The organism is Oceanisphaera avium (assembly GCF_002157875.1).
Taxonomy (GTDB): Bacteria; Pseudomonadota; Gammaproteobacteria; order Enterobacterales; family Aeromonadaceae; genus Oceanimonas; species Oceanimonas avium.
In genome coordinates, this window is sequence record NZ_CP021376.1 from 1,692,213 (window position 1) to 1,715,781 (window position 23,569).

General features: G+C 47.2%; 24 protein-coding genes. 3 read left to right on the plus strand and 21 right to left on the minus strand.

Annotated features, from left to right (window positions below):
* Positions 1-49: 49 nt before the first annotated feature.
* From ispH to murJ, 6 genes are all read right to left on the minus strand, one after another.
* A complete protein-coding gene (ispH, locus tag CBP12_RS07805; protein ID WP_086963929.1) occupies positions 50-994 on the minus strand; it encodes a 4-hydroxy-3-methylbut-2-enyl diphosphate reductase in 945 nt (314 codons plus the stop codon).
* Positions 995-1,058: 64 nt separating this feature from the next.
* Positions 1,059-1,493: an FKBP-type peptidyl-prolyl cis-trans isomerase gene (fkpB, locus tag CBP12_RS07810; protein WP_086963930.1), complete on the minus strand. Its 435-nt coding sequence runs from the start codon at positions 1,491-1,493 to the stop codon at positions 1,059-1,061.
* A complete protein-coding gene (lspA, locus tag CBP12_RS07815; RefSeq protein WP_086963931.1) occupies positions 1,486-2,013 on the minus strand; it encodes a signal peptidase II in 528 nt (175 codons plus the stop codon). The genes fkpB and lspA overlap by 8 nt, the downstream gene beginning before the upstream one ends.
* Entirely contained in the window at positions 2,013-4,832 is a 2,820-nt protein-coding gene (ileS, locus tag CBP12_RS07820; protein ID WP_086963932.1) for an isoleucine--tRNA ligase, read from the minus strand. The genes lspA and ileS overlap by 1 nt, the downstream gene beginning before the upstream one ends.
* Positions 4,833-4,837: 5 nt before the next feature.
* The gene (ribF, locus tag CBP12_RS07825) at positions 4,838-5,785 is read right to left on the minus strand and encodes a bifunctional riboflavin kinase/FAD synthetase (protein WP_086963933.1); all 948 of its coding nucleotides are present in this window, start codon (positions 5,783-5,785) and stop codon (positions 4,838-4,840) included.
* A 66-nt stretch (positions 5,786-5,851) separates the two neighbouring features.
* Positions 5,852-7,408: a murein biosynthesis integral membrane protein MurJ gene (murJ, locus tag CBP12_RS07830; RefSeq protein ID WP_086963934.1), complete on the minus strand. Its 1,557-nt coding sequence runs from the start codon at positions 7,406-7,408 to the stop codon at positions 5,852-5,854.
* A gap of 197 nt (positions 7,409-7,605) precedes the next feature.
* On the opposite strand from murJ, the gene rpsT reads away from it, so the two are divergent.
* A complete protein-coding gene (rpsT, locus tag CBP12_RS07835) occupies positions 7,606-7,866 on the plus strand; it encodes a 30S ribosomal protein S20 (RefSeq protein ID WP_086963935.1) in 261 nt (86 codons plus the stop codon).
* Positions 7,867-7,991: 125 nt separating this feature from the next.
* On the opposite strand, the gene CBP12_RS07840 is transcribed toward rpsT, so the two are convergent.
* The 9 genes from CBP12_RS07840 to rppH form a co-directional block, all read right to left on the minus strand.
* Positions 7,992-8,306 carry an ArsR/SmtB family transcription factor gene (locus CBP12_RS07840; protein ID WP_086963936.1) on the minus strand — a complete coding sequence of 105 codons (315 nt, stop codon included), beginning with the start codon at positions 8,304-8,306 and terminating at the stop codon, positions 7,992-7,994.
* A gap of 21 nt (positions 8,307-8,327) precedes the next feature.
* Complete coding sequence (gene nhaR / locus CBP12_RS07845) at positions 8,328-9,272, minus strand: transcriptional activator NhaR (protein ID WP_086963937.1); 945 nt, start codon at positions 9,270-9,272, stop codon at positions 8,328-8,330.
* A 111-nt stretch (positions 9,273-9,383) separates the two neighbouring features.
* Positions 9,384-10,586: a Na+/H+ antiporter NhaA gene (nhaA, locus tag CBP12_RS07850; protein WP_086963938.1), complete on the minus strand. Its 1,203-nt coding sequence runs from the start codon at positions 10,584-10,586 to the stop codon at positions 9,384-9,386.
* Between the two features lie 202 nt (positions 10,587-10,788).
* Positions 10,789-11,583 (minus strand): thymidylate synthase, encoded by a 795-nt coding sequence (gene thyA / locus CBP12_RS07855; protein WP_086963939.1) that lies wholly within the window; start codon positions 11,581-11,583, stop codon positions 10,789-10,791.
* Positions 11,580-12,410, minus strand: coding sequence for a prolipoprotein diacylglyceryl transferase (lgt, locus tag CBP12_RS07860; RefSeq protein ID WP_086963940.1), 831 nt, complete (start codon positions 12,408-12,410; stop codon positions 11,580-11,582). The genes thyA and lgt overlap by 4 nt, the downstream gene beginning before the upstream one ends.
* Before the next feature lie 124 nt (positions 12,411-12,534).
* The gene (gene ptsP / locus CBP12_RS07865) at positions 12,535-14,796 is read right to left on the minus strand and encodes a phosphoenolpyruvate--protein phosphotransferase (RefSeq protein ID WP_086963941.1); all 2,262 of its coding nucleotides are present in this window, start codon (positions 14,794-14,796) and stop codon (positions 12,535-12,537) included.
* Between the two features lie 46 nt (positions 14,797-14,842).
* Positions 14,843-15,472 (minus strand): D-hexose-6-phosphate mutarotase, encoded by a 630-nt coding sequence (locus CBP12_RS07870; RefSeq protein WP_198341773.1) that lies wholly within the window; start codon positions 15,470-15,472, stop codon positions 14,843-14,845.
* Positions 15,394-15,738: an aldose epimerase family protein gene (locus CBP12_RS13565; protein ID WP_198341774.1), complete on the minus strand. Its 345-nt coding sequence runs from the start codon at positions 15,736-15,738 to the stop codon at positions 15,394-15,396. Before CBP12_RS13565 ends, CBP12_RS07870 begins: the two co-directional genes overlap by 79 nt.
* A 74-nt stretch (positions 15,739-15,812) precedes the next feature.
* Positions 15,813-16,325, minus strand: coding sequence for an RNA pyrophosphohydrolase (gene rppH, locus CBP12_RS07875; RefSeq protein ID WP_086963942.1), 513 nt, complete (start codon positions 16,323-16,325; stop codon positions 15,813-15,815).
* A 644-nt stretch (positions 16,326-16,969) separates the two neighbouring features.
* Between rppH and mutH the strand changes: the two genes are divergently transcribed.
* Positions 16,970-17,647: a DNA mismatch repair endonuclease MutH gene (gene mutH / locus CBP12_RS07880; RefSeq protein WP_086963943.1), complete on the plus strand. Its 678-nt coding sequence runs from the start codon at positions 16,970-16,972 to the stop codon at positions 17,645-17,647.
* A 53-nt stretch (positions 17,648-17,700) separates the two neighbouring features.
* Here the strand turns inward: mutH and CBP12_RS07885 are convergent, their stop codons facing one another.
* From CBP12_RS07885 to ffh, 6 genes are all read right to left on the minus strand, one after another.
* The gene (locus CBP12_RS07885; RefSeq protein ID WP_086963944.1) at positions 17,701-18,876 is read right to left on the minus strand and encodes an MFS transporter; all 1,176 of its coding nucleotides are present in this window, start codon (positions 18,874-18,876) and stop codon (positions 17,701-17,703) included.
* Between the two features lie 124 nt (positions 18,877-19,000).
* Positions 19,001-19,378, minus strand: coding sequence for a 50S ribosomal protein L19 (gene rplS, locus CBP12_RS07890; RefSeq protein WP_086963945.1), 378 nt, complete (start codon positions 19,376-19,378; stop codon positions 19,001-19,003).
* Positions 19,379-19,410: 32 nt separating this feature from the next.
* Positions 19,411-20,160, minus strand: coding sequence for a tRNA (guanosine(37)-N1)-methyltransferase TrmD (trmD, locus tag CBP12_RS07895; protein ID WP_086963946.1), 750 nt, complete (start codon positions 20,158-20,160; stop codon positions 19,411-19,413).
* A gap of 29 nt (positions 20,161-20,189) precedes the next feature.
* Entirely contained in the window at positions 20,190-20,711 is a 522-nt protein-coding gene (gene rimM, locus CBP12_RS07900; RefSeq protein WP_086963947.1) for a ribosome maturation factor RimM, read from the minus strand.
* Positions 20,712-20,736: 25 nt separating this feature from the next.
* The gene (gene rpsP, locus CBP12_RS07905) at positions 20,737-20,994 is read right to left on the minus strand and encodes a 30S ribosomal protein S16 (RefSeq protein ID WP_086963948.1); all 258 of its coding nucleotides are present in this window, start codon (positions 20,992-20,994) and stop codon (positions 20,737-20,739) included.
* A gap of 215 nt (positions 20,995-21,209) precedes the next feature.
* Positions 21,210-22,598: a signal recognition particle protein gene (gene ffh / locus CBP12_RS07910; protein ID WP_086963949.1), complete on the minus strand. Its 1,389-nt coding sequence runs from the start codon at positions 22,596-22,598 to the stop codon at positions 21,210-21,212.
* A gap of 144 nt (positions 22,599-22,742) precedes the next feature.
* Here ffh and CBP12_RS07915 point away from each other — a divergent pair, with 144 nt between their 5' ends.
* The gene (locus CBP12_RS07915) at positions 22,743-23,534 is read left to right on the plus strand and encodes a cytochrome C assembly family protein (protein ID WP_198341775.1); all 792 of its coding nucleotides are present in this window, start codon (positions 22,743-22,745) and stop codon (positions 23,532-23,534) included.
* The last annotated feature ends 35 nt before the right edge of the window (positions 23,535-23,569 follow it).

Genomic DNA, 23,569 nt, shown 5'->3' on the forward strand with positions numbered 1-23,569 from the left:
AAAGCCGAACCATAAAGTTCGGCTTTTAGGAAAAATAAAAAACTATCGGTTAAGAAACGTTTTTTATCTTCAGCTCGGCAGGCACTTCAAAGACAATATTTTCTTCACGGCCTGGGTGTTCGGTAACCGTATTACCGCCTAACGCTTGTAGGTGACTGATCACTTCTTGTACCAAAATTTCAGGCGCCGATGCCCCGGCGGTCACTGCCACGCGGTCTACATCTGTCAGCCAGCGTGCTTCAATCATTTCTACGCAGTCAATCAAATAAGCACGCGTACCAATTTTTTCTGCCAGCTCTCGCAAACGATTAGAGTTAGAGGAGTTTTTAGAGCCTACCACTAACATCACATCCACTTTAGCCGCCAGCTCTCGCACCGCGTCTTGACGGTTTTGCGTGGCATAGCAAATATCATCTTTTCGCGGGCCTTCGATAGTAGGAAAGCGCTCTCGCAAGGCATCTATGACATCTGAGGTTTCATCAACACTGAGCGTAGTTTGCGTAACAAAGGTTAAGTTATCAGGGTATTTTACCGATAATAACGCCACATCTGCGGGGTTTTCGACTAAATAAATACCCCCCTCAGCGCTTTCATACTGGCCCATAGTGCCTTCTACTTCAGGGTGCCCCGCATGACCAATGAGTATGGTTTCAATGCCTTTTTTACTGGCACGATGCACTTCCATATGTACTTTAGTCACTAAGGGGCAAGTAGCATCAAACACCTTTAAGCCACGGCGCTTCGCTTCTTCACGCACCGTTTTAGACACACCATGCGCAGAAAATATAACAATATTATCGTCTGGGACTTGATCTAACTCTTCCACAAACACAGCGCCAGCGTTTTTAAGTTTATTAACCACATAGCGGTTATGTACCACTTCATGGCGTACATAAATAGGCGCGGAAAATTTTTCTAACGCGCTTTGTACTATGCTAATGGCGCGATCCACACCGGCACAAAAGCCTCGCGGATTGGCGAGTAAAATATCCATGCCAGACTCCTTACTGTTACAGGCTAAGGTGAGCGCAATCGATTAAGGCGCGCACCATACTCCGTTAACTAACGGATAATATTTCCACATCAAAAGTGACGTTTTTTCCCGCGAGCGGATGATTAAAATCAACGGTCACTGAATCCCCAGCTATCTCTCGAATAATACCCGGAATTTCTGCGCCATTTGGCTGACTAAAAGCCACGATAGCGCCTTCTTCTAAACTAATGTCAGCGCTAAATTGGCTGCGATCCATATAATGAATATTATTAGGGTTAATGGCACCAAAGGCATCATCGGGGCCAAGCTCAAAGCGATGCTCATCCCCCTCGGTTAAACCTAATAAGCAGGCCTCAAAATTAGCAGTTAAGCTGCCATCACCCATGGTTAACTTAGCAGGCTTACCTTGTAACTTGGTACTATCGGCCACAGAGCCATCGGCTAAGATTAGGGTAAAGTGAAATAAAACTTCACTGTGTGCATCTATCTGCTTAGTCATCTACTTTGTCCTTTTTTAGACTGTCGATGATAATCATCACGGCGCCAATAAAAATAAAACTATCCGCGAGATTAAATGCCGGCCAATGCCAGGCATGGACATGAAAGTCGAGAAAGTCCACTACGTGCCCCAGCATCAAGCGATCAATCACATTACCAATCGCCCCGCCAATCACCAAGGCATAGGCAGCCGGTAACCAACGAGCGGCCTTAGGCAATTTTGCCATCCATACACTCAATAGTACGGTAACCGCTGCGGCAAGACCGGCAAAAAACCAGCGCTGCCAACCGTCTTGGTCGGCTAAAAAGCTAAAAGCTGCGCCTGGGTTATAGACATGCACCAAATTAAAAAAAGGCGCTAAGCTCACCCCAGGATAACCAAAGTCTAAATAGGTAACGGTGAGCCATTTACTGATTTGATCCAATACTATGGTAAGGATCGCCAGCCACCACCAGCGCAAGCCCGAATTAAGTAAAGAGTTACGCCAAGATGAAGGCTGTGCGCCTGGCACCTGAGTCATTATGCAAACCGGCGAGTTTCGCCGTCTCCAGATACGTTAGACACACAGCGACCACACATATTATCGTGTTCGCTGCTCACATCATTCACATGGTGCCAGCAACGGCCACATTTAGGAGCGCCACTTTTACTCACCGCTACTTTTAAGCCTGCAAGCTCAGTATCCATAGCCTTAACCGCTTCAGGTAAAGGCTTCACCGTCACACTGGACGTTAACAACACAAAACGCAGCTCAGAGCCTAAACGGCCTAAGGTAGTGGCCAGTGCTTCATCCACAAATAAAGTGATATCCGCTTCCAGTGCGCCGCCAATAACTTTGTCTTTGCGCGCCGTTTCTAGAGCTTTATTCACGGCTTGGCGTACCGTGAGTAATTGTGCCCAAAAGGCATCATTTAGATTTTCGTTGCTATCTAAACCAAATAGACCATCGTAGAACTCTTCGGTAAAGACAAACTGACTACGCTCGCCTGGCAACAGATTCCAGATTTCATCAGCAGTAAAGCTCATGATAGGTGCCATCCAGCGTACCAGTGCTTCTACAATATGATACAAAGCAGTCTGACAAGAACGACGCGCAAGCCCATCAGCCTTAGCGGTATATTGGCGGTCTTTGATCACATCGAGATAGAAAGAACCCATTTCCACCGAGCAAAACTGCATTAGCTTTTGCGTTACTAAATGGAAGTTGTATTCATCATAGGCGGTGATAATTTCTTGCTGGATCGCTTGAGCACGCCCCACCGCCCAACGGTCTATTAACACCATGTCATCGGGTGCCACCATCTCGGTAGCCGGATCAAAACCACTTAAGTTAGCGAGTAAAAAGCGCGCAGTATTACGGATACGACGATAAGCATCAGCACTGCGATTTAAAATTTCATCAGACACCGTCATCTCACCGGAATAGTCGGTACTCGCGACCCATAAGCGCAAGATATCGGCACCCAGTTTATTCATCACTTGCTGCGGGCTGACTACGTTACCAATAGACTTGGACATTTTTCGCCCGTCCCCATCCACGGTAAAACCGTGGGTCAGCACTTGGCGATAAGGGGCATGATCTTTCATGGCGGTCGAGATCATTAACGACGACATAAACCAACCGCGGTGTTGATCTGACCCTTCTAAGTAAAGATCGGCAGCTTTGCCAGCAAACTCAGGGCGTTTATCCACCACAGTGGCGTGAGTCGAGCCGGAGTCAAACCACACATCTAGCGTATCGAGTACTTTTTCATATTGATCGGCTTCGCCACCCAATAACTCAACCGGATCGAGATCCCACCAGGCTTGAATGCCTGCGCGCTCAACGCGCTTGGCCACTTCTTCCATAAGCTCGGTGGCTCTAGGGTGCAATTCTTGGGTATCTTTATGCACAAATAAGGCGATGGGTACGCCCCAAGTGCGCTGGCGAGAAATACACCAATCGGGGCGGTTTTCTACCATGGCTTCAATGCGATTTTGACCCCATTCAGGCACCCATTGTACTTTTTTAATTTCTGCTAGAGCTTTATCACGTAAGCCCGCTTGCTCCATGCTAATAAACCATTGCGGCGTCGCCCGAAAGATAATGGGTGTTTTATGACGCCAGCAATGCGGATAGGAGTGAGTAAAGGCTTGATGGTGCAAGAGTGCACCGCGCTCTTTTAATACTTCAACCACCGCATCATTGGCTTTAAAGACATGCTGGCCAGCAAACAGCTCGGTATCAGGCAAATAAACACCGTTACCGCCCACAGGGTTGGCTACTTCTAAACCATAGTGTTGGCCAACCACAAAGTCTTCTTGACCATGGCCAGGTGCGGTATGCACAGCACCGGTACCCGCATCTAGGGTTACGTGATCACCGAGTACGGCGGGCACATCAAAATCATAAAAAGGATGTTGAAAACGGCTTAGCTCAAGCGCACTGCCTTGGCAAAAGCCTAAGTTGTGATATTGACTAATGCCAGCTCTGTCCATCACCTCGGTCACTAAGTCTGTGGCGAGGATCAAGCGCTCTGGCTGCTCACCTTCAACTTGCACCAGCGCATAGTTTAGCTCGCCATTAAGCGCCACGGCGCGGTTAGCCGGTAGGGTCCAGGGGGTGGTGGTCCAAATAACCACAGAGATAGGACCTTGGCCTTGATGATCCAGCGGGCAATCAAATAAATTAGCCACGGCGTTTTCATCAACCGCCTTAAAACGCACATCGATAGCGGGCGAGCGGCGGTCTTCATATTCCACTTCTGCCTCAGCTAATGCCGAGCCGCAATCAGTACACCAATGCACCGGCTTTGAGCCTTTGTGCAGATGACCATTATCGATAATTTTGCCAAGTGAACGGATGATATTGGCTTCGGTGTCATAGTCCATGGTGAGATAAGGATTATCCCAATCGCCTAACACGCCTAAGCGAATAAAGTCCGCCTTTTGTGCGGCAATTTGCGTATGAGCATAGGCGCGGCAAGCTTCTCGAAACTCAGCTGGCGTCACTTTAACGCCGGGCTTACCGACTTTTTCTTCTACCTTAAGCTCAATAGGTAGACCGTGGCAGTCCCAACCTGGAATGTAGGGCGAGTCAAAACCTTGCAAGCCCTTAGACTTCACAATAATGTCTTTTAAAATTTTATTGACTGAGTGACCAATATGAATACTGCCGTTGGCATAGGGAGGACCATCATGCAGGATAAAAGAGGGCTTACCCGCTTTTGCCTGACGCACGGCACCGTATAAATCCTGCTCCATCCAGCGCGCCAGCATCTGTGGCTCTCGTTGCGCTAAGTTACCACGCATCGGAAATGGCGTGTCCGGCAAATTCAGGGTCTTTTTATAGTCGCTCATGTGTCTTACATTCCATTCGGTTCTGAAACCGCTAAGCCAAACCAGTGGCGGGCTGCAACGGCGTCGTGTTGAATTTGCTCCTTTAGCAGTGCAAAGGAAGCGAATTTTTGTTCACTACGTAACTTTTTACGCAGTGTTACTTCCACCTGTTTACCGTAAATATCACCGGAAAAATCAAACAAATGGACTTCTAATAATGCTTGGGAGCCATTGACCGTGGGCTTATTGCCGATATTAGCCACTCCTGGGTAAACCTTGTCGTCCACGTGAAGCTCTACCGCATACACCCCAGACACGGGGCAAACTTGGCGCTTAAGCGCTACATTTGCGGTAGGAAAGCCAATGGTTCGTCCCAGCTTAGCGCCATGCGCTACTCGGCCACACAAACTATAAGCGCGGCCTAACATTTCTGCGGCATCGGCGAGGTGATCATTAAGCAGCGCCGCTCTGATTAAAGTACTGCTCACTCGCTCGCTGTTTCGGCGCAAGCTTTGCGTACTGACTACCTCAAAATTAAATTGGGCACCAGCGCGAGACAGTAATTCAAAATCACCTTGTCGATGTTGACCAAAGCGAAAATCATCGCCCACCACCAAAAAACGCACGCCCAGTTTATCCACTAATAAATCACGAATAAAATAATCAGGACGCTGCGCGGCAAAATCGGGAGTAAAGCGCACACATAATAAACGGTCGATACCCAACTTAGCTAACTGATGATATTTTTCTCGCAGTCGTGTCAGGCGAGCCGGCGCTTGTTGGCCACTAAAGAGCTCTCTGGGCTGAGGCTCAAAAATCATGACGCAGGCGGGCACTTGCAGGCGACGCGCTTGGGCAATTAATCCTTGTAACACGGCCTGATGGCCGAGATGCACACCATCAAAATTACCTATGCTGAGCACACAGCCGCTATGCCAAGGCTTAATATTGGTAACGCCGCGAATAAGCTCCATAGACTCCAAGCATGCCCTAAATGATAAAACGCCGGATTATACCTCAGCACGGCGTTCGGATCAGCCTTAGCGGCTTTTAAAATGCGCTAACCGTACGCCCAAGATTAATAGCATGACACAATAACACACAGCGCCCATCGCAATATAGCCTAGCAAGTGGCTGGCACTGCTGAACATTCCCCACTGGGCCCATACACTTAAGCCAGGGGACAACCAGAGCAACAGCCCCGCCATGACGAGGCTGGCCACGGCCACTTTAGCGCCAAACCACAAGGTATGAGCGCTGGGATGGTAGATATCACGTTTGCTAAGCCCCCAGCCTAATAAGCCGGCATTTAAGATGCCCGATAAAGCAGTGGCTAAGGCTAAGCCCACATAACCGAAGGGGAAAATTAACACCGCATTCATGACCATATTAGCGACCATGGCGATCACGCCAAAGCGCACCGGGGTTTTAGTGTCTTGGCGGGCATAATAGCCGGGCGCTAAGACTTTAATCAGCATAAAAGCTTGTAGGCCAATACCATAAGCAACTAAACTTTTACTGGCAGCACTGACTTCAAGCGGGCCAAACTCACCCCGCATAAATAATACCCGCAACATAGGCTCACTTAAGACAATCAAGCCCAACATGGCCGGAAAGCCCATCAGTAATACCATGCGCACGCCCCAGTCCATAGTAGCGGCAAAGCCTTCTTTTGACTTATCAACATGGCGACTCGACAGTGCCGGCAAAATCACGGTGGCAATGGCAATACCAAATAACCCCAGTGGGAATTCCAGTAAGCGATCAGAGTAATACAAATAACTAATGGAGCCGGTGGCTAAAAATGAGGCCAGCATAGTATCAAACAGCAAATTGACTTGACTGACCGACACCCCAAATAGCGCCGGTATCATAAGCGTGCGGATTTTGACCACCCCAGGATGATGCCAAGCCCAGCGCGGGCGCACTAACATATGCAGCTGGCGTAAAAACGGAAACTGAAACATAAACTGTAACAGACCGCCTAAAAATACCCCTATCGCTAAGCCCATTTCCGGCTCACTTAAGCGCGGCGAGAGCCACAGCGCGGCGCCTATCATGGCTAAGTTTAAAAATACTGGGGTAAATGAGGACACCGCAAACTTACCAAAGGTATTTAAAATGGCGCCCGACATAGCCGTAAAGCAAATAAACCACAGGTAGGGAAAAGTCACTTTTAACAATAATGAGGCTAAATCAAACTTGTAGGCATTAGGGCCATCATTTATCCAGTCTAAAAACCAACCTACCCCAAAAACTGCCGTCACTATGCCCGAACCCACCATGCCAATAATGGTTACGATAGTGACGATTAAGCCCAAGGTTCCCGAAACGGCAGCAATTAAGTCTTGGGTATCTTTAAAACTGCGTGTTTGTTTATATTCTGTCATCACAGGAACAAACGCTTGGTTAAACGCACCTTCAGCAAATAATCGACGTAAAAAATTCGGAATACGGTTAGCAAAAAAGAACACATCTGCAGATGCGCCAGCACCTAGCAGGTTAGCAATCACTACGTCACGTACCAAGCCTAACACTCGAGAAACAAGTGTCATGGTAGAGACAATGAGGCCTGAACGTAAAAGCGCCTTACTCAAAATGAAAACCTCGCGGTAAGAAAATTGCTGTGCATGGGGTAATGCTGGTAGAATTCGGCCGACAGTTTAACCCTCGGCTCTGTATCTGACCACAGGGCGATGTTTATTTGCACAAACCAATTGACAATTTGCAGTGAAAAAGGCATATTCCTCGGCCTTTTATTCTCACTCGCTAAGACAGTTTTAGGAGTTTTACCTTGGCTAATATCAAGTCTGCTAAGAAACGCGCGCTTCAATCTGAGAAACGCCGTAAGCACAATGCCAGCCGTCGTTCTATGGTTCGCACTTACATGAAAAAAGTACTGGCAGCTATCGCTACTGGCGATAAAGAAAACGCTCAAAAAGCGTTTGACACTGCACAGCCGCTACTGGATCGCATGGCCACCAAAGGTCTGATCCATAAGAATAAAGCAGCTCGTCATAAGAGCCGTTTGAACGCTAAAATTAAAGCTCTGTAATTTACAGGCTTTATAGCAGCGAAAAAACCGGCTTGCGCCGGTTTTTTATTATCCAAATTTTATGTAACAAGCAATACGAGCCATCGCGGTAAAATGATTTACCATTATCCGCAATTTTTCTTGCCTTAAGCGCTGACTTCTTCAAGCTCACTGCAATAGAGTTTATGCAGCAAGCCTATCATCTCGCGTACTTCATCACTTTTTAATGAGTAATAGACAGTTTGCGCCTCTTTTCGAGTGCGAACAAATCCGTCGTTTCTCAGTAAAGCTAAATGTTGAGAGAGGGCCGATTGGCTTAAGCCTAAGTGTTGATTCATTTCACCTACTGACAATTCCTTGTCCAGTAAATGACATAAAATAAATAATCTGCGCTCATTAGCCAGCGCTTTCAGCAGTTTAACGGCGTTAGCCGCGCCTGCTTGCATTGCATTCATGTCCATTATGAAGTCCACATTTAATAATTAACTAAATTCTCCGTCAAAACTGACGGGTGCGATGCCAGTTGAAAAATCATCTAAACCTGAGAACAGCTTAGTAAAGTCGCTTTCGCATAATCGCTTTACCGCAGGATGTTGTATCATACGTTCAGCAAAAATCACGTAATATTCTTCTTTAAGCTCTTCCACACGACCAATTTCTACTACCGGCTGATATTGTAAAATAGCATCTCGATAGATAGCCGGAGCGACAAATACCCCCTGATTAAAAAAGCCAAATGCTTTCATTAATGCCGCATCATCAAACTCGCCTAAAATTTGTGGTTTTAAACCCTGCACTTCTAGCCAATGCCGCAATTGGCGCCCCATGGCGGTACGCTTTCCTGGTATGAGTAAACGGCGCTCTTCTAAACACTCGGGAAAAGGCTTAACAGGCAAAGGTTCGCGGCAATAAAAGCCCATTTCACACTCACCCAGCTTTTTTGACAGCAAGCCCGCATGTTGTGCCGAGTCCACCGGACAGTCTGACAAAATCATATCTAGCTTGTGCTCACTTAATTGCTCTAGCAGCATCTCATGCGTTGACTCATAACAGCGCAGATGAATAGAGCCATCATTGGGGATAACTGACATTAACACGCGACTCGCTAGCCGTTTAGAAAGCGCATCCGCCACCCCCACATCAAAGATCAAATGATCCTCTTTACGATAATGCACTATATCAAGCATTTCGTAAGACAAACTAAACATGCGATCGGCATATTTAAACACTAATTGCCCCAGCTCACTGGCTTCTAACTGGCGGCCTTTTCGTTTAAATAACTTTCCTCCTAAGCGCTGTTCGAGCTGGCGAATTTGGCCAGTCACAGTTTGCGGCGTTAAAAATAACGCTTCGGCCGCTTTTGTTACCGAGCCTTTTTTCTGTGTCATCCAAAAATAATACAGATGATTGTAATTAAGATGTGACAACAGCCACCTCCGTTGCGGTGTGGCTTATCCTAATACTCGCTTCACTTATCCATGAACGCACAGCTTAGGGGCCAATAACAGATTTTTTATTTCCACCTATCTTGTCACTTGTTAGCGACTGCTCTTAGCACTGTACTCCATGCGCCTGGCCGCTTTAGTCGCAGGGTGTGGCAAAATACGGTGCAATAGAGCATAACCTAAACACGCAGCCATGGTTGAGCCTAATAAGATACCTAAGCGCGATAACGTAGCAAGCTCTGGGGTATGAGCAAAGGCCAGTGAAGCAATAAAAATAGACATAGTAAAGCCAATCCCGCATAACACCGACACGGCAAAAATCTGTTTCATGCACACGCCCGCAGGCAAATGAGCCACACCAACGCGCACGGCCAGCCAAGAACTTAAAAAGATGCCCATCGGCTTACCAAATAACAGACCCGCCATAATCCCTAAGGGTAGCGGCGAGGCTAAATCACTGAAGGACACCCCTTGCAGTGATACCCCAGCGTTAACAAAAGCAAACAGCGGCAAAATAAAAAATACACACCAAGGGTGCAAAAATTTCTCTAAGGCTTGAGACGGTGAAAACTTACGGCCATATAAGGGGATCAAAAAGCCTAAGATAACTCCCGCTACCGTAGCGTGAATACCCGACTTTAATACCGCCGCCCACACTACCCAGCCAATCACTAAATAAGGCACTAAGTTATGAACTTGCGAGCGATTTAACCAAAATAAAGCCGCAATGCCAGCCACAGCCACCGCCAAGGCGGGCAACATCAGTCCTTGGTTATAAAACAAGGCAATAATAATAATGGCGCCTAAGTCATCAATAATGGCCAGTGCCAGCAAAAATATCTTTAAACTTAAGGGGACTCGCTTACCCAATAACGCAATGACGCCTAGCGCAAAAGCGATATCGGTGGCGGTAGGAATCGCCCAACCATGAGCTCCTGCTTCGCCGGCATTAAACACTAAAAACCATAACGCAGGAAACAGCATGCCACCTACGGCAGCAATGGCGGGGAAAAGGGCTTTTTCGCGGGTAGATAGCGCACCCGATACCAGCTCTCGTTTAACTTCTAAACCAATTAGCAAGAAGAAGACCGCCATCATGCCATCGTTTACCCAATGGGATAGGGTCTTATCGAGATTTAAACTACTGATGCGCAGCTGTACCTGGGTATCGAGTACTTGCTGATATATCCCCGATAAGCCAGTGTTTGCCATTACCATAGCGATAAAAGCAGCGACAATTAATAAAATACCGCCAGCTGACTCTAAGGCAAGAAACCGTTTTAAGACATCATTCATACGACAGAGACTCCTTCTCATTAAATTGCTACCGAGCGCAATCGACTTATGCTTAAGTCATGAGGAGAAACCTCTGCCTACCGCTCGGTAAAACCGAGCACTTCCTGCTCGTTATCCTTGTATAACTAAAAAAATGCCAAACAACAACATGAAACTAGCAATTTAGTAACAAATATTCAGCGTTAGCGCGGCAATTTTAATATTAAATGGCCACCGGTGCTTTGATATGAGCGTGGGCTTCATAGCCTTCGAGCATAAAATCCTCAAATCGGTAATCAAATAAAGACGCCGGTTTTCTAGCCAGCACTAAAGTAGGAAGTGCAAAAGGCGTGCGCGTTAGCTGCAAATTAGCTTGTTCTAAATGATTGCGATACAGATGCACATCGCCGCCCGTCCACACAAAATCCCCCACTTCAAGGCCCGCTTGTTGTGCCATCATATGAGTCAGCAAGGCGTAGCTGGCTATATTAAACGGCAAGCCTAAAAAGACATCACAGCTGCGCTGATAGAGCTGACAGGATAATTTGCCATCAACGACATAAAACTGAAACAACGCATGACAAGGAGCGAGCGCCATTTGCTCAAGCTCACCCACATTCCACGCCGAGACGATAATACGTCGACTGTCGGGATCAGTTTTAATGGTATGCAGCGCTTGGCTTATTTGATCAATGACTTGGCCATCGGCGCCTTGCCAACTGCGCCACTGATGACCATACACAGGTCCTAAATTGCCTTGTTCATCTGCCCATTCATCCCAAATGCGCACGCCCTGCTCTTTTAAATAACCAATATTGGTATCGCCGTTTAAAAACCATAACAGCTCATGAATAATAGACTTCAAATGACATTTTTTAGTGGTGACGAGCGGAAAGCCTTCACTTAAGTCAAAGCGCATTTGGTGACCAAATATCGATAACGTACCGGTGCCCGTTCGGTCTTCTTTAACGGCACCCTTGTCTAAAATATGCTGCATTAATTCAAGATAGGCTTTCACGCTTTTTTCTCCGTTTGTAAATCACCACCACTAAACCACTGAGCCCGATAAAAGGCGGCCCAAATCAGAATGCCACCGGCGATCATCATCGGCAGGGATAACAGTTGCCCCATGCTAAAGGTATTAAGGTATAAGCCCAGCTGTGCATCGGGTTCGCGCACAAATTCCACTAAAAAGCGAAAGAGGCCGTAGCACAATAAAAACAATCCCGAGATAGCACCGCGCGGTGCCCGCGCTCGCCAGGCTAAATTTAAAATGATTAATAACACCACGCCTTCTAGCGCAAATTGATAAAGCTGAGAAGGATGGCGAGGCAAGTTACCCGCAGTAGGAAAAATAATGCCCCACGGCACCTCAGTCACCCGCCCCCATAATTCGCCATTAATAAAATTCCCAATACGCCCTGCCCCTAAACCAAAAGGGATTAAAGGTGCAATAAAGTCAGAGACGGCAAAAAATGTTTTTTTCTGTTTACGCGCAAACAACCACAACGCGATAATCACCCCAATTAAGCCGCCATGAAACGACATGCCGCCGGTCCAGATTTTAAACAAATAAACGGGATCATCTAAGAAAGTATCGAGTTGGTAAAAAAATACATAGCCTAAGCGCCCACCAATAATGACGCCTAAAAAACCATAAAAGAGCACATCTGAAACTTGCTCTTTGGTCCACAGTGAACCGGGTTGTCCCGCACGGCGATTTGCCATCAGCCATGCAAAGGCAAAGCCTAATAAATACATTAAACCATACCAATGAACCGCTAATGGCCCAACTTGGATAGCAATAGGATCGAAACCAGGAAATACCCAGTGGCCTTCAGACATGCCTTTCTCCAACTACAACAAAAAGGGAGTATTGTGCGATCGCACCGTCATAATTACCAGAAGTTACAGGCCCCACTGCCAAGTGCGTAACAAAGATCAGCGACTGGCTCTTCTTTGTTAAAGACTAGCGCGCGCCGCGCAGCAGTCCGCCTAAGCCGCGCTCGGTTAAATAACCACCAAAGATATCTCTGATCGAGCCTAACTGTTGCTGATCTTGAGTTTGGGCCAGTAAATTTTGTAATTCATCACACCGAGATTGGCGCACTATGTATTTAATACGCAAAATATTACTGCTATTCATACTAAAACGCCGATAGCCCATCGCCAGTAAGATCAGCACCCCAATAGGATCACCTGCCAGCTCGCCGCAAATCGATACCGGCTTAGCAAAGCGTTGTGCTGCCTCAATAATATGTTGCAAAGCGCGCAATACCGCAGGATGCAAGGCGTCATAAATATTAGCAACTCGTCCATTGTTGCGATCCACGGCTAATAAATATTGGGTGAGATCATTGGTACCCACCGACCAAAAGTCCACTAAGGGGGCCAGATCTGGCAATAGATATAATAAGGAGGGCACTTCGATCATAACGCCCAGACTGGGATAGCGGATCACTTCATGCTCTGGCGTTTCTGCTGATACTTCACGCCAAGCGCGATCCAGCATGCGCCTCGCCACGCGGATCTCATCAAGATTGGTTACCATGGGCAACATAATAGACAGATTGTCTAAGCCCAAACTGGCGCGCAACATGGCTTTAAGTTGCACTAAAAAAATTTCGGGATGATCGAGGGTTAAACGAATACCACGCCAACCCAAAAAAGGGTTTTCTTCCACGATGGGAAAATAAGGCAACTGCTTATCGCCGCCCACATCTAGGGTTCGCATACACACCGGCTTGCCCACATAATTGGCCATCACTCGGCGATAGGTAATAATTTGCTCTTGCTCTGAGGGAAAGCGGTCCCGCAGCATAAAAGGAATTTCAGTTCGAAATAAGCCAATACCGTCTACGGTATCGTTAGCACTAATGGTGGTGTCAGCACTTAAGCCCGCATTTAATAACAGCACCACTGGCACGCCATCTCGAGTATTAGCAGGCTCTTGGCCCACACTGGCAAACAACTCATCCATTTGTTGTTCTTGTGCCATCAAGCGCCGATATTCTCGTAATACCGAAGGCACGGGCTCTACTAATAGATCGCCACTGTGGCCATCTACAATCAGTAATTTTTCTTCAAGCAGCTCTAAATTATGCTCCACCCCCATCACCGCAGGCACGCCCATGGAGCGCGCTAAAATAGCGGCATGGGAGTTAATGGAGCCGCGGGCTGAGACGATACCTTTTAACTTATTAAGTGGGATCTCGGCAATTAAGGTGGCACTTATTTCTTCAGCCACCAGGATCACCGCTTCATCAAGCGTTAAGCTGTGCATGCCCTCGTCTTCGTGGATCAAGCGAGTGAGCAGACGCTGGCCAAGATCGCGAATATCGGCGGCGCGCTCTCGCAGATAAGGATCCGACATATGACTAAACTGAGCAATTTGGCGCTCACAGATACGCTTTACTGCACTGCCAGCAATCCAGCCATTATCAATTTCTTGGCGAATGAGACCGATAAACACCGGATCTTTTAATAAGTATTGATAGACTTCGAGTACCGCCACCGACTCACTGGCTTGGGACTCTTGCAAGCGCAACGCCATACCATTGAGCTCATCCTCGACATGCACTAACACTTTATTGAGGCGCTGATGCTGCACCTTAGGATCATCGGCTTTGCGCTCGGTGACTTGCGATAACTTAACACGCGGTCGCCACACCCACGCCCGCCCTATCGCAACGCCTGGCGAGCCGGCGAGTCCGCGTAACATGCCGTGCCAATTAGGCGAGCCTAAGTTACCTTTAGCTTCGGCGTGGGCAATAACCGTAGCCAGCTGAGACGCTAGCGTCACTAAGAAAGACTCTTCGCTTTCTTCAAATAAGCGCTCTAGCTTTTGTTGTACTACTAATACACCCAAGGTCTTGCGCTGATGGATAATAGGGGCGCCTAGCAAGGAGATAAAGGCATCTTCTTCGGCTTCTGGTAGGTACTTAAATTTAGGATGGCTTCGAGCATCGGCGAGGTTGATAAGCTCTTCTTTATCGCCAATCATGCCCACAATGCCCTCCCCAATGGGCAGCTTAGCGCGCCCCACGGCACTTAGGGCTAAGCCATCGGTGGCCACGAGTAAGTAGTTTGGCGAGTGCGGCTCGCGCAAATAAATAGAGCAACAGTCAACGTTCATCGCCAAGCGAGTTTGGCGTACCAACTCCTTCATAGCATCATTAAGATCTGAGCTGGCCGTCACCTGCTGGACAATTTCTCGCAATTCCTTTAACACTGTCCCTCCTCGCTAGGCGCTATGGCTAACGTTGCTATTTTGTTGGTTAAGGTTGGGTAGTGCAGCTTATCTCTAACACTAATTGATGATGCTCACCGGCATTTAAGGTGAGGTGATCATCCAACACATTGGCTGTTTCAATACACACCATGTTTGACCACGCCTCATCCGCAAAACCACTGAGTTGGCGCGCTTTATCAATCCAAGGATTCCACACAATAGCGGAGTGCGAGCCTTGAGCTTGCAACTGAATACGTCGCTGCCAGCCTGAGTCAATAAGCTGTACCTGGGTAGGCACATTCAAATAAACTCTGTCGGTTTCGCCATTAAAAGTAATAGCGCCCGCTTGAGCTTTCGCTTGCCATTGTTGTAAACAATCGTGGTAGGTACTTTGCTCAAAGCCCGTTAATTGAATATGGCGTATATCACTTATCGCAAAATAGCTGTGTAAGGCTTGGCTTATAGCCAAGGCTTCATGTCCTAAATTATAATTGTTAAGCCGCAACGTTAGTGTGTCAGTCAAACAAACTTGCAGCTCTAACTTAGCCGAGTGCGGCCAGTAGTGCTCATGACCATTACTCACATCAAGCACCAGCGTTAGCTCAACCGCATTCGCGCTCGCTTGACTATCACTGAGTTGCCAGTTTGAAGTGCGAGCAAACCCATGAAAAGGCACCCCTCTTCACTGAGCGCCTGTACCGGGTCTGGATTATGATTTCGATCGCCAAACCAAGGCCAACATAGCGGAACGCCACCGCGCACCGGTTGGCCGGCTTTATATATCGCTTGCTCGCTTAACCAAATAACCGGCGGCTGGTTAATATCTGGAAAGTAGCTAAGGATCTGCGCCCCTTGTTGGCAAATATCGAGCTGAGCTTGGCCAAAACGTAGCCGCCAGCCAGCTAAGCCTGAAAAAGCCATGGGAGTTAAGGAGTACTGCACGTTAGCTACCTCTTATTAATAATATAAAAGCCATCATTGGCGATGAGCGCTTAAAAAGGACTGCGCGGGTGTGATTAACGAGATCGCCTGCGAGGATCGCGCCGCCCTTGCTCCGCCATCACGATAGGAGCAAACTCCTTTAAAACGCGACGATAGACTTCTCGTTTAAAAGACACCACTTGGCGCACTGGGTACCAATAGCTCACCCAGCGCCAATCATCAAACTCAGGTTGACCATGACAGCCAAACTCAATGTGAGACTCGTGTTCTGGTTCTAATCGCAATAAAAACCATTTTTGTTTTTGGCCAATACACACCGGATTACTGTCCCAGCGAACTAAGCGCTTGGGCAATTTGTACTTAAGCCAGTGTCGTGTGACCGCGAGCAAGGTGACATGCTCAGGCTTAAGCCCAATTTCCTCATACAACTCCCGATACATGGATTGCTCTGGCGTTTCACCTTCATCCACACCACCTTGAGGAAATTGCCAAGAATGTTGCCCATAACGTCGCGCCCAGAGCACCTGACCTTTGCGATTGCACAGCACTATGCCTACATTGGGACGAAAACCGTCACCATCTATCACGCAATCACCAGACTAAAAAATTAACATACCAAGGATTGTTCCATATTCCCCTATTCGCAGCAAATCATGCTGCTCGCGCGTAGGAGCTCAGTCATCTTGAATAACTTCACTTATTGTCAATAGTTATGAACAAAAAAGGATCCTTGGACGATCACTTGCCCCCATAATGTGTGGATAAGCTTGTGACAAAGGCTGTATAGCTTATATTACCCAGCCCTCTCTTTATAAATCTTGTTTCCTGACTAGATAAACAGCATTTGTATTATTTCTTATATATCAAACAGTTATTTTTAAAAAATACGATCAACCTGGATCTTTAAACAGGCAGATCAATTGTTTTCAGTTTGTGAGCAAGTTTGGCTGTACAAAAAATAACCACAGCTTAGTTATCCACAGCATTACGGATAGATTCCTTCTCAAAATCCAGAAAATTGCCTTTAATTTATAAAAACTCGACTAAAAATTTATTCAGATACGTCTTTAGAGACTTATCCATATTTTCTGTGGATAAACTTGTGTAACAGCCGTTATCTACTCAAGATACCTAGTGGTTTGTTATACTCGCCTCCCGTCTCACTGTGCTAGCACGCCATTAGAGCGAGAGAGTTAAGCAGAACGTTAAGCGATAAAGGAGTGAAGATATTTTGCACACATTAGGACTTCGCCCTACCTCACAGCAGTACTTAGTACATAGCGCCGAGCAATTGTGCGGCTTAACGCTGGCAGAAGTGGCGCAGACCTTACAGGTTAACGTGCCTAAAAATTTGCGCCGCAATAAAGGGTGGATAGGGCAGCTGCTAGAGCTCGCCTTAGGAGCGAGCGCCGGCTCTAAACCTGAGCAAGACTTCCCAGAGCTGGGAGTGGAATTAAAAACTATCCCAGTTAATGACCAAGGTAAGCCATTAGAAACCACCTTCGTGAGCGTTGCGCCCTTGACAGGTATTAGTGGTTTACGGTGGCAAGACTCTAATGTGCGTAATAAATTATCGTGCGTACTGTGGATCCCTATTATTGGCGAACGCCATGTGCCTCCTGGGGAAAGAGTCATAGGCCCGCCCTTGTTATGGCACCCTTCTAGCGAAGAAGAGCGCCTGCTGCAACAAGATTGGGAAGAAATCATGGAGTTGATAAGCTTAGGTCACATTCAAAGTATTACCGCTCGCCATGGCCAAGTATTACAACTGCGTCCTAAAGCGGCCAACAGTAAAGCATTAACCGAGGCCATAGGCGCAAAAGGTCAGCCGATCCTCACCCTCCCCCGTGGCTTTTATCTTAAAACTAACTTTACTGGCACCTTGTTAGCCAAGCATTTTATGCTGTAGGAGCACTAAAGTGTGCGGGAAAATGAGTAAAGGAAAACCTAATAAACGAAACGTTACGCCTCACTGTTCACAGCGAGGGGCTGATCTTTTAGTCGCCAGATCAACCAAGCGACAACTAGGATCCATGGAATGGCGAACAGGTTGAGCCACTGCCAGCCCAAAAGCACTAAACCTTGGCCGGCGAATAAGCTCCCCACGGCGGCGGCACTAAACACCATAAACTCATTCATGCCTTGAACCTTGGCTTTTTCAGCAGGTAAGTAACTAAAGGTTAATAAATGGGTAGCGCCAATAAAGCTAAAGTTCCAGCCTACGCCCAGCAATAATAGTCCCCACCAATAACTCCAAAAGCCTTGGCCCGTCAAATTAATTAACACACTCCCTATTAAGGCAGCACATCCCCACAAAATAACGTTGCGGGTAGTAAAGCGGCGAATTAAATGTCCCGTAAAAAAAGAAGGGACAAACATACCTAGCACATGCCATTGGATAACATGCGCTGTGGCATTAAAACTGTGCATATCTTCGTTCATGGCAAGGGGAGTGGCGGTCATGATCAACACCATAATCCCGTAGCCAATCATGCCAGAGGCCACAGCTGCCAGCAGTATGGGTTGAGCAAATAACTGGCGATAGCTTCTGATGTGGGGATCATTATTTACGTGACTGGGCTTTAGTAGTGGTAATGCCATAATTAATAGCATTGCCAGTACATACAAGCCAAATAAGCCATAAAATGCGCCGGCATAGGGACTCTCGGCATGCCAGTCTTGAGATAATATTGCTAAGTTAGGGCCAATAATGGCAGCTAATACGCCACCGGCCATGACCATACTTATGGCACGAGCATGCTGCGCCTGTGGGCAAGCTTCAAGGGCGGCAAAGCGATACTGTTGCCCCACGCCAATAGCGATGCCAATTAAGAAGGTCCCTAGCGCAAATAAACTCAGACTACTGAATAATAAGCCTTGTAAGGCCACCCAAGTCCCCATTAATCCGATAAGGTTACCTAAGACAAAGCCTATTTTACGCCCCAACTTTTGCATTAAGTGTGCCGCGGGCAAGGTCGCACAAATAACCCCAATAAACTGACAGGCAATGGGTAGCGTAATTAAAGAGGGATGAACGGCCAGCTCTTTACCTACTAATGCAGAAATCGATACCAATAAAATATTGCCTGACATTAACAAGGCCTGCGCTATGGCCAAGCCCCACACGGTAATCGGCATTTACAATCCTTAGCTGAATAATGTGAAAACAGAGGCGGGAGAGATAATCCCTCTCGTTTACGTCTCACAGCTTAAAAACAAAAAGGCCCGCAAATGCGGGCCTTTTATCACAACCAGTTGGCTGTTACTTAGCGCTGCGAGGTGCAGCACCACGGGCAACAAGACGCTCTTTAATACGAGCAGACTTACCAGCACGCTCACGCAAGTAGTACAACTTGGCGCGACGTACCAAGCCACGGCGCTTCAATTCAATGCTGCCGATCAACGGGCTGTGGGTCTGGAAAGTACGTTCTACACCTTCACCGTTAGAAATCTTACGTACGGTGAATGCGGAATGCAAACCACGATTACGTACAGCGATAACTACGCCTTCATATGCCTGAAGACGCTCTTTACCGCCCTCTGCAACACGTACCATGACACGTACGGTATCACCAGGACCAAATTCAGGATGGTCGGTACGTAATTGTTCTTCTTCCAGCTGCTTAATGATATTGCTCATGATATTTCCTTACCTAGGGTAAACTGAAAACTCTACTGTTTTGATTCGTTATATTCACGAATAAATTGGGCAAGAAGTTGTTCTTGCTGGTCAGTCAGAGCTAGGTTGTTTAATAGTTCCGGTCTTCTTAACCAGGTTCGACCTAACGACTGCTGCATTCGCCAATTGTCTATCTCGGCGTGCTTGCCACTTAACAACACGCTAGGAACGGCCATTCCCGCTAATTGTTCAGGGCGTGTGTAGTGCGGATGATCCAAAAGCCCTTCACTAAAAGAGTCTTGTTCCGCACTGGCCATGTCACCTAATACACCCGGCACTAAACGGGCCACCGCATCTACTAGCACCATGGCCGGCAATTCGCCGCCACTAAGCACATAATCTCCCACCGACCACTCTTCGTCGACGTCGGCTTGAATAATGCGCTCATCCACGCCTTCGTACCGTCCGGCCACCAAAATCAGCTTTTGCTGTTGGGCCAATTCGGTCACGCCTTGCTGATCCAACTTGCGCCCTTGTGGAGAAAGATAAATCACCTTAGCTCCCACACCGGCGGCGTGACGTGCTGCGGCTATCGCCTCACGTAACGGTTGTACCATCATTAGCATCCCAGGACCGCCGCCATAAGGCCTGTCATCAACAGTGCGGTGTTTATCCTGAGCGAAATCTCGAGGATTCCAACATTCGAATGTCAACAGCCCGTCTTTTACGGCCCGCCCGGTTACACCAAAGTCAGTTACAGCCCGGAACATCTCCGGGAAGAGGCTTACTACCCCTATCCACATGACGCTTTACTCCGTGCTTTGACTTAAGTTTAAAAATCCGGATCCCAATCAATTTCGATAATGCGCTCTGCAATATTTACAGACTTTATGACTTGGTCTTTAATAAACGGAATTAACCGCTCACGTTGACCAAACGCATCTTTGGCATTCGCTTTTACTACTAATACGTCGTTAGAGCCGGTTTCCATCAACTGCGACACTTGGCCAAAATCATAGCCCTTAGTGTTTTGCACTCGACAACCGATTAAATCGCGCCAGTAGAATTCGTCATCAGGGAGTGGCTTAAATAAGGTTGCACTTACCCCAATGTCGGCGCCGGTTAGCAATTGGGCTTCTTCGCGCTGCTCAACATGGCTGAGCTTACAAATAAGACCATTATTATGGCGCTTCCAGGCCGAAACCTTCACTTCTCGCCAGCTATTACCGTCTCTCATCAGCCAAGGCTGATAATCAAAAATGCCGTCTGGTCGGTCGGTAAAGGAGTTGACCTTCAGCCAACCTTTAATGCCATAAACGGCGCCCAGTTGGCCTACCACTACAGGTTCGCTCACTTTAATTCCCTACCATCACTCAGACTTAGGCCGCAGCTTGTGCTTTGGTTTGGTCTTTTACTAACTTAGCTACACGCTCAGAAACTGTTGCGCCTTGCTCAACCCAATGGTTGATACGCTCAAGATCGATACGCAGCTTTTCCGCTTGGCCAGCAGCCAATGGGTTAAAGAAGCCTACTTTCTCGATGAAACGGCTGTCACGTGCGTAACGGCTGTCTGCTACTACTACTTGGTAAAACGGACGCTTTTTTGCGCCACCACGTTGTAAACGAATGGTTACCATATCGTCCTCTATATAACGGAACAAATAAGGCTCACAAACACTGCGAACCTTAGCTTAAAATAAGCCGCGTAATTGTACTTGAAAAAGGGGGTAATGCAACCAAATTGGCAGGAGCAAAGTCGATGACAAGGTTTTATAATAAACAATTTGCGCTAAGTGAGCGCGCCTAGCACGCCCACATTCAGCCTTATTTTAAAAACACAGAGCAGTTAAGTTTAAAAAGGTCGACCGCCGCCCCCCATTCCTCCCATGCCACCGGGGCCCATCATGCCTTTCATCTGGCCCATCATTTTGCGAATTCCGCCTTTGCCAGACATTTTTTTCATCATCTTTTGCATCTGGGTAAATTGTTTTAATAACTTATTTACTTCTTGTACTTCCGTCCCGGAGCCCAGTGCAATACGGCGCTTACGTGAGCCTTTAATTAAGTCCGGATGGCGGCGCTCTTTTGGCGTCATAGAGCTAATAATGGCTTCCATGCGGGTACTCATTTTATCATTGACCTGTTCTTTCACATTGTCAGGTAATTGACTCATACCGGGTAGCTTATCCATTAAGCTCATCATGCCGCCCATGCTGCGCATTTGTACTAGCTGATCTCTAAAGTCTTCTAGATCAAAACCTTTGCCTTTTTTAAGCTTTTGCGCCATTTCTGCCGCTTTGTCTTTATCAACCGTGCGCTCCATTTGGTCAATTAAAGACAAGACATCGCCCATGCCTAAAATTCGCGAGGCAATACGATCGGGATGAAAAGGCTCTAGCGCTTCAATTTTTTCACCCATACCGATAAATTTGATGGGCTTACCGGTAATGTGGCGCACCGACAGCGCAGCACCACCACGGGCGTCACCATCAGCTTTAGTTAAAATGACACCCGTTAGCGGCAGTGCATCATTAAAGGCCTTGGCAGTATTAGCCGCGTCTTGACCGGTCATGGCATCTACTACAAACAAAGTTTCAATAGGGCTTATCGCTTGATGGAGCTGTTGGATTTCGTCCATCATAGCGTCATCAACGTGTAAGCGACCGGCGGTATCGACAATCAAGACATCGAAAAACTGCTTACGGCCATAGTCCAGCGCATTGCGACCAATCTCTACAGGCTGTTGCTCAATATTACTGGGAAAGCACTCTATATTCAGATCCGCGGCGAGCGTTTCTAGCTGTTTTATTGCCGCCGGACGATACACGTCGGCACTCACCACTAATACTTTTTTCTTATGGCGCTCTTTAAGGTGCTTTGCCAGTTTGGCCACAGAGGTTGTTTTACCCGCCCCTTGCAAGCCTGCCATTAAGATGACCGCCGGCGGTGTGGTGGCTAAATTAAGCTCTTCGTTCGCCTCACCCATTACCGAGACCAGCTCGGCATTAACGATTTTAATAAACGCCTGACCAGGGCTTAGGGATTTAGACACTTCAGTGCCTACCGCCCGCTCTTTTACGCGATTAACAAAATCACGTACCACCGGCAGCGCAACGTCGGCTTCTAATAACGCCATGCGTACTTCACGCAGCGTTTCTTTGATATTGTCTTCGGTCAGACGGCCACGGCCACTGATATTTTTCAGTGTCAGCGACAGTCTTTCGGTAAGATTTTCAAACATGATATAGCCCGCAATTGGCGAAAATTACTACCAGTATACCTAAGTTATCCGCTGAACTTAAGCGACCTTAGGTAGCGATATGCGTTAGGTTAGGGGTATACTGATAATTCTTCTTATTTCAACCATGAATGGTTTAAATTCATTATGGAATTGCTGGCAATTTTGGCAGTGGTCTTCTATTTACTAGCGGCCTTTGCCTGTGTGCATAATATCTTTAACTCCAAACACACGCGCGGCTTAGCTTGTGCGCTAGCAGCTGGCTGTGCCATCGCCCTCCATGGTCTGTGGCTATTTGACACTATAGTGCGGGTGCCTGGGCAAAACTTAAGCATGCTTAATGTCGCCTCACTGGTGAGTTTAATTATTGCCGCCTTAATGACGGTGTTAGTGGCACGCTTTAAAGTCTGGCTATTAATGCCCTTAATTTATGTATTTGCCGGCATATTATTAGCGGCGGATATGCTGGTGCCCAGCCATTACAGTATGTATTTGGAAAGCCGGCCCGAAGTATTACTGCATATAGGATTAGGCTTATTAGCCTACTCCTTACTGGCTATTGCTTCATTAATGGCTATTTTGTTAAGCTTTCTAACGCATCGCCTTAAGTCACATAAGCTGACTAACTTGCCCTCGCTACCGCCTTTAATGACCCTAGAGCGCTATTTATTTAGATTGATTTTTATCGGTGTGGTCGTCTTAACCTTGTCTATCTCCACGGGATTATTCTTCTTACAAGATATGTTTAGTCCCACTAAAGCTCATAAGGCAGTGCTGACTATCTTGGCTTGGTGTGTGTATGTGGGCCTATTATGGGGCCATCACCATTTGGGTTGGCGTGGCAAAAAGGTCATTTGGACCAGCTTAGTTGGCAGCGCCTTACTCACGCTGGCTTATTTTGGTAGCCGCTTTGTACGCGAGGTATTGCTGGGCTATTAAGTATTTGGCCCTCAATCAATTCTAGTATTTGAATA

Excerpts from the sequence above, each read along its gene's own strand:
- rpsP (WP_086963948.1), bottom strand. The coding sequence starts at position 20,994 with ATGGTAACCATTCGTTTACAACGTGGTGGCGCAAAAAAGCGTCCGTTT.
- rplS (WP_086963945.1), bottom strand. The coding sequence starts at position 19,378 with ATGAGCAATATCATTAAGCAGCTGGAAGAAGAACAATTACGTACCGAC.
- lspA (WP_086963931.1), bottom strand. The coding sequence starts at position 2,013 with ATGACTCAGGTGCCAGGCGCACAGCCTTCATCTTGGCGTAACTCTTTA.
- ispH (WP_086963929.1), bottom strand. The coding sequence starts at position 994 with ATGGATATTTTACTCGCCAATCCGCGAGGCTTTTGTGCCGGTGTGGAT.
- CBP12_RS07840 (WP_086963936.1), bottom strand. The coding sequence starts at position 8,306 with ATGGACATGAATGCAATGCAAGCAGGCGCGGCTAACGCCGTTAAACTG.
- ffh (WP_086963949.1), bottom strand. The coding sequence starts at position 22,598 with ATGTTTGAAAATCTTACCGAAAGACTGTCGCTGACACTGAAAAATATC.
- ileS (WP_086963932.1), bottom strand. The coding sequence starts at position 4,832 with ATGAGCGACTATAAAAAGACCCTGAATTTGCCGGACACGCCATTTCCG.
- CBP12_RS07915 (WP_198341775.1), top strand. The coding sequence starts at position 22,743 with ATGGAATTGCTGGCAATTTTGGCAGTGGTCTTCTATTTACTAGCGGCC.
- lgt (WP_086963940.1), bottom strand. The coding sequence starts at position 12,410 with ATGTCTGAAGGCCACTGGGTATTTCCTGGTTTCGATCCTATTGCTATC.
- nhaA (WP_086963938.1), bottom strand. The coding sequence starts at position 10,586 with ATGAATGATGTCTTAAAACGGTTTCTTGCCTTAGAGTCAGCTGGCGGT.
- ribF (WP_086963933.1), bottom strand. The coding sequence starts at position 5,785 with ATGGAGCTTATTCGCGGCGTTACCAATATTAAGCCTTGGCATAGCGGC.
- trmD (WP_086963946.1), bottom strand. The coding sequence starts at position 20,160 with ATGTGGATAGGGGTAGTAAGCCTCTTCCCGGAGATGTTCCGGGCTGTA.
- fkpB (WP_086963930.1), bottom strand. The coding sequence starts at position 1,493 with ATGACTAAGCAGATAGATGCACACAGTGAAGTTTTATTTCACTTTACC.
- CBP12_RS07885 (WP_086963944.1), bottom strand. The coding sequence starts at position 18,876 with ATGCCGATTACCGTGTGGGGCTTGGCCATAGCGCAGGCCTTGTTAATG.